Genomic DNA, 10,441 nt, shown 5'->3' with positions numbered 1-10,441 from the left:
CTCAGGCCACGGCTTCGGCTGCATCGACATAACCACACAACCTACCCACCCAGTCCCACGAACGGACACCAGCACCGAATAAGCCAGCAGGGTCAGGGGTGTGTCCAGGCGCCCGACAGACCTCTGAACGCCAGCCAAGACCTGTTGGCTGGCGTTGAGGGGTGTGTCGGCGGTGCCGAGGTACCCCTGGGCACCAGCCGACGGCGGGAGAGGCGCGTGGGGTGAGGGCGACGGCGAGCGGTGGGTGACGGGCGCCGATGAGCGAGCGGCGACGGCAGGCGGCGGCGGGCGGTGGTGGGCGTACGGGAAGAAGGAACCGCCGGGCGGGACCGGAGCTGGGATCCGGAACCACCCGGCGGCGGTCGGTGAAGTGGCTGGTCTTCTGGGGTGTCTCGGCGGGGTTGAGGCACCCCGGAGGGCCGGCCAGGAGGGTGAGGGGTCAGCCCTTGACGGCGCCGATGATGACGCCCTTGGTGAAGTGGCGCTGGACGAAGGGGTAGATGATCAGGGCGGGGACGATCGTCACCACCACGACCGCCATCTTGATGGCCAGGGTCGGGGGGATCGAGGAACCGAGGCCGGGGATGTAGACGGCCGTGCCGGAGTTGGACGGGGACTGCCCGGCCAGGATGAAGTTCTGCAGGACGCGCTGGACCGGCTGCAGGTCGTTGCGGTCGATGTAGAGGATCGCGTTGAAGAAGGCGTTCCAGTAGCCGACCGCGTAGAAGAGGCCGACCACCGCGGTGACCGCCCTGGAGAGTGGCAGCACGATTCGCAGCAGGATGCGCAGTTCGCCGGCGCCGTCGATGCGGGCGCTGTCGATCAGCTCGGTGGGGATGTTCATGAAGAAGGCGCGCAGGACCACCAGGTTGAAGGCGCTGATCGCGGTCGGCACGATCAGGGCGAGCAGGTTGTCCTTCAGGCCGAGGCCGGTGACCACCAGGTAGCTCGGGATCATGCCGGGGTAGATCAGGAACGTCATCAGGAAGTAGAAGAGGATCGGCCGGTGACCGAGCGTGCCGGTGCGGGAGAGACCGTACGCCGCCAGCACCGTGACCACCAGGCTGAGCGCCGTGCCGAGCGCGGCCACGAACGTGCTGACCAGGACCGCGTCGGTGATCTGGCCGCCGGAGAAGATGACCACGTACGCCGAGGGGTCGAACTCGTGCGGGAGGAAGACGTAGCCGCCGGCCTCGTTGATGGTCTGCTCCGAGGAGAGGCTGGTGACCAGGACGACCCAGAGCGGGACCAGCACGGCGAGCACGACCACGGTGAGGACCGCGCCCTTGCCGAACTGCCCGATCAGGCTGGGCTGTTCCTCCCAGACCGGCCGGAGGCTCTTGCGCCGCGGGGCGATGGTGTCGGCAGTCATGATTTGGAGTAGATCCCTTGCTCGCCGAAGCGGTGGGCCAGTTTGTTGGCGCCGATGATGAGCAGCAGGCCGACCACCGCCTTGAACAGGCCCGCGGCCGCGCCGACGCCCCACATCTGGGTCTTGATGCCCTGGTAGTAGACGTACGTGTCGAGGACCTCGGCGGCGTCCCGGCCGACCGCCTCGCGCTGCAGCACGAACTGTTCGAAGCCGACGTTGAGCGCGTCGCCGAGGCGCAGGATGAGCAGCAGGATGATGACCGGGCGCAGGCCGGGCAGGGTGATGTGCCAGAGCCGGCGCCAGCGTCCGGCGCCGTCGGCCGCGGCCGCCTCGTAGAGGCTGGTGTCGATCGCGGCGAGCGCGGCCAGGAAGACGATCATGCCCCAGCCGGCGTCCTTCCAGACCGCCTCCGAGGTGATCAGGAAGATGAAGGTGTCCGGGTCGGTCATCACGTCCGGGACGCTGAAGCCGCCGGAGCGCGCGGTCTGCGCGATCAGCCCGGCGCCGCCGAGCATCATCTGGAAGAGCGAGACCACCAGCACCCAGCTGAAGAAGTGCGGCAGGTAGACGACGCTCTGCACCAGCGAGCGGATCCGCGGCGAGAGGATGCTGTTCAGCAGGATGGCCAGCGCGATCGGGATCGGGAAGTAGAAGACCAGCTGGAACGCGGTGATCGCCAGGGTGTTCCGGACCGAGTCCCAGAACGCCGGGTTCTCGAAGAGGTACTGGAAGTTCCCGAAGCCGATCCACTCGCTGTAGAGGAAGGCCGACCAGGGCCCGTCGCCCGCGTACGGGTTGTAGTCCTGGAAGGCGATGATGTTGCCGAGCGCCGGAAGGTAGTGGAAGACCAGCAGCAACGCCATCGCCGGTACGCACATGAGCAGGAGCGGCCAGTCGCGGCGCAGACGCGTCGCGACGGAGAGCCTCTTCGCAGGGGCCTTGGAGGCGGCCGGGGTGGCCGCCTCCACTGCGGTCGTGGTGCTCATCGGCCGTTGTCTGCCAGGACCTTGGCGTAGTACTCGCGGGCCTTCTCGCCGCCGCCGTCCCTCCAGTCCTGGACCACCTTGGTCAGCTCGGAGACGGGCCGGCGCCCGCGCTGGATGTCGGTGACCTTGTCCGCGGTGGGCTGCTCGATCGCCGCCTGCTCGGTCGGCACCTCGACCTTGATGCCCTCCCACGGGTTCTTCTCCAGGTACTGCGTGGCGTCGTTGCCCCAGCCGACGAAGTCCGCCGCGTACGTCGGGATGTCCGGGCCGCCGACGACCACCGCGGGGCGCCCGCCGGTGAAGATGAACTGGTTGGCGAACTCCTTGTTGTACAGGTCGTTGGTGACCGGGGCGCCGCTGGAGTCGCGGGTGAAGTGGGTGCCCTCGACGCCGTAGTTCTGCAGCTCCCACTCCTTGGTGCCGAACGGCGCGGCGGTGTAGTTGAGCACCCGGAGCAGCTCGGCGGTCCGGTCCGCGCCGAGGCCCTTCTTCACGAAGGTCCAGAGGATCGACGGGGTGCCACCCCAGCGCACCGGCGGCTTGCCCGCGTCCGCGCCGAAGGCCTTGACCGCCTGGATGTTGAACTTCGGGTCGGACGCGACGGCCGGGCGCCAGACCTCCTTCCAGGCTCCGCCGCCGTCGGAGAACATGAAGATCTTGCCGCCCTTGAAGAGGGTCTTCACGTCCGCGCCGTTGCTGCTGGCGAGGTCGGGGTGGATCAGCTTCTCCTTGTAGACCCGGGCCATGAACTCGACCGCGCGGGCGAACTCCGGGGTCTCGTACCGGTGGATCACCTTGCCGTCGGCGCCCTTGATCCAGCCGTTCTGCGAGCCGCCGGCGCCGCAGATCTGCTGGACCTCCAGGAAGATGTCGCCGAAGGCCCACTCACCCTTGGCCTCGTTCGTCATCTTCTTGCCGAACTGGTAGACCTCGTCGAGCGTGGTCGGCGCCGCGACGCCCCGCTCGTCGGCGACGTCCTTGCGGTAGAAGAGCATGGTCGGGAACGGGTTGTCCGAGGGGAACGGGATGGCCATCAGCTTGCCGCCCCAGACCGAGTCCGCCCAGGACTTGGTGTCCAGGCCGGCGAGCATCGGATAGGCGCTCGCCTTGTCTCCGGCCAGGTACGGCGTCAGCTCCTCGAAGAGCACGTGGACCGCGTCGTTGAACCGGGCCAGCTTGTTGATCTCCCAGCCCGGGATGCAGAGCAGGTCCGGTACGTCGCGCGCGCCGAGCATGGTGTTGAGCTTGTCGCCGTATGTCACGCCGTCCTGGACGCTGAAGTTGACGGTGCCGCCCAGGTCCGCGTTGACCGCCGCGACCAGCTTGTTGTCGGCCGGCGGGGCCGGACCCCACCAGGGCGTGGTCACCGAGACCGGCTTCCCGCTGGTGATCGCCTTCTCGCTGATCGCGTCGGCGAGGGTCGTGGGGTACTTCGCGTAGCCGTCGGCGACCGGGCGGATGCCCTTGATGTCCGGGGCGACGAGCGTGGAGTCCTTGAAGGTCGGCACCACACCGGATGCTTCCTCGGCTGTGGTGGCCGTCTCGTTCGAGCCGGGCTTCTTGCTGCAACCGAAGGTCAAAGATGCTGCACCGAGGGCCGCCAGCCCCAGAAAATGACGCCTGCTCGTCGACGCGCCCATCGGCGCACCTGCCTTCCCTATATGGCTGTAGTTTGTCTAGGCTCTAAACTAAGTGCATCGAAGACAAGCTAACTGACGCGCTGCGACCCGACAAGACACAGTTGGGAGCGCACCCATACCGCGATGCTGCACAATGTCGATCACCACAAAAGGGCGAGAGCGGAGCTTCGACGTGACCACCACCCTCGCCGACGTGCGCACCACCAACCTGGCCGTGGTGCTGCGCCATCTGCGGACGCACGGGCCCAGCTCGCGAGCGGCGATCGCGGCGTCGACCGGGCTGACCAAGGCGACCGTCTCCAGCCTCACCGGTGACCTGATCGGACACCGGCTGCTCCACGAGACCGGGCAGGCCGGCAACCGGATCGGGCGGCCGGCCACCGTACTGGCGCTGGACGGATCGGCGTACGCGGCGATCGGCGTCCAGGTCGCGACGGACCGGCTCACCGCGCTCGCCGTCGACTACTCCGGCGACCAGTTGCTGCTCTGGCACCGGGCGTTCGACGGCAGCCCGGCCCGCGCCGGCGCGGGCCGGGCGGTCAGCGCGATCATCGCGCTCGCCCAGCGGGCCGCCACCCGGGTCCGCCAGCAGGGCCGGCACGTGCTCGGCCTGACCGTCGCCGTCCCCGGGCTGGTCACCGCGGAGGGTGCGGTACGCCTCTCGCCCGCCCTCGGCTGGTCCGATCTGGACCTGCGCGAGCTGGTCGCCGGCTCGCTGCGGCAGGACGACCTCGCCGTGACGGTGGCCAACCACGCCGCCCTGGCCGCGGTCGCCGAGCTCCGGCACGGCGGGCACGCCGGGGTCGCCGACCTGACGTATCTGACCGGTGCCGCCGGCATCGAGGCCGGGCTGATCGTCGAGGGCCGCCCGCTGCACGGCTTCCGGGGTTTCACCGGTCAGGCCGGCCGGATCGCGATGGGCGCCGCCGACGCGTCCACCTGGGCTGACCGGGCCGGGATCGAGCCGCTGGTTCGGCGCGCCCTGCCCGATTTCGATCCCGAGGCGCTGAGTGACCTGGCACCCGCCGCCGACCAGGTGGCGGCGCTAGCCCGGTCCGGCGACGCGCACGTGCTCGGCGTGCTGCGCGAGGCCGGCGGTCACCTCGGCCGGGGCCTCGCGGTGCTGGCGAACCTGGTCAACCCCGAGGTGTTCGTGCTCGGCGACCACTTCGCCTCGCTCGCCACGTGGCTGATCCCGCCGGCCGCGGCCGAACTTGAGCGGCACACGCTGGCCCCGGCCGCCGGCGGCGCCCGGATCGTGGCCTCGTCCCTGGGCCTGCACGCGGCCGCGCTGGGCGGGGCGGTGTCCCATCTAGATCATGTGGACACCGGCCGGATCCCGCGGGTCGCGGTCAGCGCGTAGCCGAGCGGCCGGCGCATAGACGATAGGCGCTGGTAACAATCGATGACCAAAGATGACGGCGGTGCCTTGACCCAGGCGTGAGCGGGGTGCGAGCCTCAGGAAACCCCGTCCGAAACATTCGCGAAACCACTCGCGTGACGTCTTCCGCCCGTCAGTCGAAGCGCTTCGACGCAGTCAGCCGACGCAGTCTCCGACCGGCGGGCACCGGCCCCGAAGGAAAACGTCGTGATGACCGAATCCCCGACACAGACCGTCTTCCGCGACCCGAGCAGGAAGGTCCCGGCCCGGGTCGACGACCTGCTCGGCCGGCTCACCCTGCCCGAGAAGATCGCCCTGCTCCACCAGCACCAGGCGGCCGTGCCCCGGCTCGAGATGGCCGGCTTCCGCACCGGCACCGAGGCCCTGCACGGCGTCGCCTGGCTCGGCACGGCCACCGCGTTCCCCCAGGCGGTCGGCCTCGCCAGCAGCTGGGACCCGGAGCTCCTGCGCCGGGTCGGCGAGGCGGTCGGCACCGAGGTCCGCGCCATGCACCAGCGCGATCCCGAGAACGTCGGGCTCAACGTCTGGGCACCGGTGGTCAACCCGCTCCGCGATCCCCGCTGGGGGCGCAACGAGGAGGGCTACTCCGAGGACCCGTGGCTGACCGGGGTGCTGAGCACGGCGTACTCGGCCGGGCTGCGCGGGGACCACTCGCAGTGGCTGCGGACCGCGCCGACGCTGAAGCACTTCCTGGCGTACAACAACGAGACCGACCGCTGCCTGACCTCCAGCAACCTGCCGCCGCGGGTGCTGCACGAGTACGAGCTCCCGGCCTTCCGCCCGGCGATCGCGTCCGGCGCGGCGGTGGCCGTGATGGCGTCGTACAACCTGATCAACGGGCGGCCGACGCACCTCAGCCCGCTGATCGACGACGTGCTCCGCGGCTGGGCCGAGGAGGACGTGATGGTGGTCGGCGACGCGGTCGGCGTCTGGAACCTCGCTGCCGCGCAGGGCTGGGCGCAGGACCACGCGGAGGGGTTCGCGGCGGCGTTGCGCGCCGGGATCGACTGTGTCACCGAGTCGGCCGAGCTGGCGGTCGCGTCGTTCACCGAGGCGCTGGACCGCGGGCTGATCGGGGAGTCCGACGTGGACGCGGCGGTCCGCCGGATCCTCTCCGTCCGGGTACGCCTCGGCGAGTTCAACGCCGAGCAGCCCTTCGCCGCCGGGCCGGAGACGATCGACTGCGGCGAACACCGGACGCTGGCCCGCGAGGCCGCCCGCGCCTCGGTCGTGCTGTTGAGCAACGACGGCCTGCTGCCGCTCCCGTCGTCGCCCGGCCGGGTCGCGGTGATCGGCCCGCTCGCCGACGAGGTCTTCGAGGACTGGTACAGCGGCACCCCGCCGTACCGGTCGACGCTGCGCGCGGGCATCGCGGAGCACGCCGGGGACGTCGTCGTCAGCGAGGGCGCCGACCGGGTGCTGCTGCGCTGCGCGGCCGGCGAGCTGGCCGCGCCGGGCGGCGTCCTGCGGGTCGCCGCGGAGGGCACCCCGTTCGACCTGCTCGACTGGGGCCAGGAGATCGTCGCGCTGCGGGCCGTCACCGACCGGCGGTTCGTCGGGGTCACCCCGGACGGCGAGCTGATCAACGACCAGCCCGGCCCGAACGGCTGGGAGGTGCACGAGACGTTCCGCTTCGAACCGGCCGGTGACGGCGTCCTGCTGCGCCACCTGCACAGCGACGGCCACGTCACGGTCGGCGCGGACGGTGTGGCCCGCACCGGGGGCGCCGGCACCGTCTTCACCGTCGACGTGCTGGTCGACGGCGTCGCGGAGGCCGCCCGGGTCGCCGCGGAGGCGGACACGGTCGTCCTCGCGCTCGGCAACCACCCGATGGTCTGCGGCCGGGAGACCGAGGACCGCGCGGACCTTTCGCTGCCCGGCACCCAGGACGCCCTGCTCCGTGCCGTGCACGCCGTCAACCCGCGCACCATCCTGGCCCTGACCAGTAGTTATCCGTACGCGATCGGCTGGGCGAAGGAGCATCTCCCGGCGATCCTCTGGTCGGCGCACGGCGGCCAGGAGCACGGCAACGCGCTCGCCGACGTGCTCTTCGGCGCCGAGCCCACCGGCCGCCTGCCGCAGACCTGGTACACGAGCGCCGGCGACCTCCCCGACCTGCTCGACTACGACATCATCGCGAACGACGCCACCTACCTCTACTTCCGCGGCACGCCCCTCTTCCCGTTCGGCCACGGCCTGGGTTACACCCGCTTCCGGTACGAGGACCTGCGGCTCTCCGCCGCCGCGGTGGACGCCGACGGCCTCGTCACGGTCGCGGTCGACGTGGTCAACACCGGTGACCGCCCCGGCAGCGAGGTCGTCCAGCTCTACACCCGCCAGCAGCGCTCCCGGGTCAAGCAGCCACTGCGCCGGCTCCGGGGCTACCGCCGGGTCACCCTGGCACCCGGCGAGCGTGCCCGGGTCGAGATCCCGCTGCCCGTGGCCGACCTGGCGTTCTGGGACGTGACCCGGTCGCGCTGGGTGGTCGAGGAGGCGTCGCACACCGTCGCGGTCGGCCCGTCGAGCACGTCGGTGGCGCTCAGCACCACGCTGCGCGTCGACGGGGAACGTATTCCGCCGCGCTCGGCCCGCGCCGGCCTGCGGCTGGTCGACAACGACGGCTACGCGGGCGTGCTGCCGGTCGCCGACGACGCCCTGCGCAGCGGCCACCCCGGCGCCTGGGCGGTCTTCGACGAGGTCGACTTCGGCGCCGGCCTCACGGAGGTGACGATGGAGGCCTCCGGGGGCCGGGTCACCCTGCGCCTCGACGACCCGCTGGCCGGTCCGGTGCTCGCGACGCTCACCGCGCCCGCGCGGCAGGACGGCGCCGGGGCCGCCCTGCCGCCGCTCACCGGCGTCCACGACCTCTTCGTGATCTTCGAGGACGCGGACGTGACGGTGGCGGCGCTCTCCTTCAGCTGACGCGCCACCGGGACGTCGAGGTGACCGGGATGCCGGCGGCCAGCTCCACGGTCAGCGTGCCGCCGGGGTGGGTGACGTGGACCGTGCGGGCGACCGGCGAGGTCAGCGTCACCTCGATCCGGTCCGGCTCCCAGGCCAGGTCCACGGTGACCGGGCCGCGGGCGACCAGCCCGCGCACCCGCCCGGACGGCCAGGCCGCGGGGAGGGCGGGGAGCAGGCCGATCCGGGCCACCCCGTCCGGGCCCACGTCCCGGCTGGCCAGGAGCATCGCGGCGACCAGCGCCGGGTAGCCGCCCGCCAGGTCCACGTTGAACATGTGGTCCCGGTTGTGGGTCGGCACCCGGTTCGGCCGCCAGTACGCCTCCTCCAGCCGGACCAGCGCGCCGTACGCCTCCTCGGCCAGCCCGAGCCGCGCCGCCGCCACGCCGAGCAGGCCCAGCCCGTACCCCATCTCGTCGGAGGCCTCGCTCAGCCACCAGCGCAACCGGTCCCGGACCGCCTTGACCGCCGCCGCCCGCAGCCCGGGGTCCTCCTCGACCGCCGGGTCGCCGGCGTAGAGGAACGGGTAGAGGTGGCTGCAGTGCCGGTGCTCGTGGTTGTCGTCGAAGCGCGGGTCGATCCACTCGGCCAGTTCGCCGGTCGGCGCGATCCGGTACGGCGGCAGCGCGTCCAGCAGCTCCCGCCAGCGCGGCGCCTCCGGATCGTCCGGGGCGAGGCTCAGCAGGCCGCGCAGCACGTCGCCGACCGCCTGCACGTCCAGCGTCGCGTCCACGGTGGCCTGCGAGTCGGTGTTGGCCGGCTGGTTCTCCGGCGAGTACGACGGGCTGAACCGGGCCCGCCCGTCCACGATCTCGGCGAACCCCAGGTGGAACGCGGCGACCTCGCGCAGGAACGGCAGCGCCCGCTCGGCCAGGAACACCCGGTCACCGGTGTGCTGCCAGTGCTCCAGGTAGAGCCGGCCCAGCCAGGCGGCACCGGTGGTCCAGAAAGTCAGGCACCAGACCGGCCCGAAGTGGTTCTGCCGCCCGTGGGTGCCGAGGTGCGCGGGGGCGTAGATCCCGGGTAGGCCGTAGAGCAGCCGGGCGTTCTCCCGGAAGTCGTCGCGCTCGGCGTCGAGCAGGTCGAAGAGCGCGAGCATCAGCTCCGGCGTGCCGGTGGAGTGCACGGCGTGCAGCGCGGCCTGCAGGTTGCCGTCGATGGTCCAGCCGCTGCGCCACGGTGGCGAGTACGTGCCGGTCCAGACGCCCTGCAGGGTCGGCGGCCGCTCGCCGGTGCTGCTGATGATGGCGTACCGGCCGGCGTCGAAGAGCTGCTCGGTGCGGGTGCCGGGCAGCTCCAGGGCCGTCCGCCCGAAGAGGTCCCCGTGGACGGCGGCGTGCTCGGCCAGCAGCTCGCCGAAACCACTCTCGGGCAGCTCGGCCAGGGCGTCGGCGGGTGCGCGCAGGCCGACGGCGGTGCGCGCGACGATCAGCAGGCCGTCGCCGGTGCGCCGGACCCGGCAGGCGACCGTGTAGCCGGGCAGCGCGCCGGGCCACTCCGCGTCGAAGCGGCCGGTCAGCACGAGGTCGTCGCCGAACTCCTCGACGGCGACGTCGATCGGCCGCTCCGGGGTGCCCTCGGTGGGGGCGAGCGTGACGGTTCCGGTCTCCCCGGAGACCCGGACGACCAGGACGTTCGCGGTACGGGACACGAAGGCCTCGACACGCGTGCCGGGCCACTGCTGCACGACGACGCCGGTGGTGAAGTCGGTGCCGCGGGTGTAGCCGTCGTCCGAGTCCCGGTCCGAGCTCAGGAGCAGGGTCGCCGCGGGGATGAGCGGGTCTATCCAGCGCGTCTCGGCGTACCCGAAGATGTCGCAGACCTCGTCGGCGGCCCGCGAGAAGGACCCGGCAGCGAGCATCTCCCGCAGGCGCGGCAGCGCCGCAGCGGTCTCCGGTGCCGGAAGCGGCTCGGTGACCGGCTGGAAGAGGTGCTCGTGGGCGAGGGTGAAACGCAGCCCGGCGGGCGAGCCGTAGCAGAGCGCGCCCTGCCGCCCGTTGCCGGTGACGAGCGCGTGCTCCCAGTCCGAGGTGGGTTCGGACAGTGAGAAGGATGGATTGACGAGGTTGTGCACCCCGCC

6 protein-coding genes are annotated in these 10,441 nt (G+C 71.7%); 2 read left to right on the top strand and 4 right to left on the bottom strand.

Annotated features, from left to right (window positions below; translation table 11 throughout):
* Positions 1-439: 439 nt before the first annotated feature.
* From AB0M08_RS17495 to AB0M08_RS17485, 3 genes are read right to left on the bottom strand one after another with little or no spacing between them, the layout of a single operon-like run.
* Entirely contained in the window at positions 440-1,372 is a 933-nt protein-coding gene (locus AB0M08_RS17495) for a carbohydrate ABC transporter permease (protein ID WP_364493726.1), read from the bottom strand.
* A complete protein-coding gene (locus tag AB0M08_RS17490; protein WP_364493724.1) occupies positions 1,369-2,358 on the bottom strand; it encodes an ABC transporter permease subunit in 990 nt (329 codons plus the stop codon). Before AB0M08_RS17490 ends, AB0M08_RS17495 begins: the two co-directional genes overlap by 4 nt.
* Positions 2,355-3,938: an extracellular solute-binding protein gene (locus tag AB0M08_RS17485; RefSeq protein ID WP_364493721.1), complete on the bottom strand. Its 1,584-nt coding sequence runs from the start codon at positions 3,936-3,938 to the stop codon at positions 2,355-2,357. Before AB0M08_RS17485 ends, AB0M08_RS17490 begins: the two co-directional genes overlap by 4 nt.
* Before the next feature lie 232 nt (positions 3,939-4,170).
* Between AB0M08_RS17485 and AB0M08_RS17480 the strand changes: the two genes are divergently transcribed.
* Positions 4,171-5,361, top strand: coding sequence for an ROK family protein (locus tag AB0M08_RS17480; protein ID WP_364493718.1), 1,191 nt, complete (start codon positions 4,171-4,173; stop codon positions 5,359-5,361).
* A gap of 228 nt (positions 5,362-5,589) precedes the next feature.
* Positions 5,590-8,322 (top strand): glycoside hydrolase family 3 C-terminal domain-containing protein, encoded by a 2,733-nt coding sequence (locus AB0M08_RS17475; RefSeq protein WP_364493749.1) that lies wholly within the window; start codon positions 5,590-5,592, stop codon positions 8,320-8,322.
* Here AB0M08_RS17475 and AB0M08_RS17470 read toward each other — a convergent pair.
* Entirely contained in the window at positions 8,315-10,435 is a 2,121-nt protein-coding gene (locus AB0M08_RS17470) for a glycoside hydrolase N-terminal domain-containing protein (RefSeq protein ID WP_364493715.1), read from the bottom strand. The genes AB0M08_RS17475 and AB0M08_RS17470 overlap by 8 nt on opposite strands.
* Positions 10,436-10,441 lie beyond the last annotated feature (6 nt).

Source organism: Actinoplanes sp. NPDC051851, assembly GCF_040681165.1.
Classification (GTDB): Bacteria; Actinomycetota; Actinomycetes; order Mycobacteriales; family Micromonosporaceae; genus Actinoplanes.
This window is presented reverse-complemented; position numbering and strand designations above follow the sequence as displayed.

Coding starts and splice junctions, on each gene's coding strand:
- AB0M08_RS17495 (WP_364493726.1), bottom strand. CDS start 1,372: ATGACTGCCGACACCATCGCCCCGCGGCGCAAGAGCCTCCGGCCGGTC.
- AB0M08_RS17490 (WP_364493724.1), bottom strand. CDS start 2,358: ATGAGCACCACGACCGCAGTGGAGGCGGCCACCCCGGCCGCCTCCAAG.
- AB0M08_RS17475 (WP_364493749.1), top strand. CDS start 5,590: ATGACCGAATCCCCGACACAGACCGTCTTCCGCGACCCGAGCAGGAAG.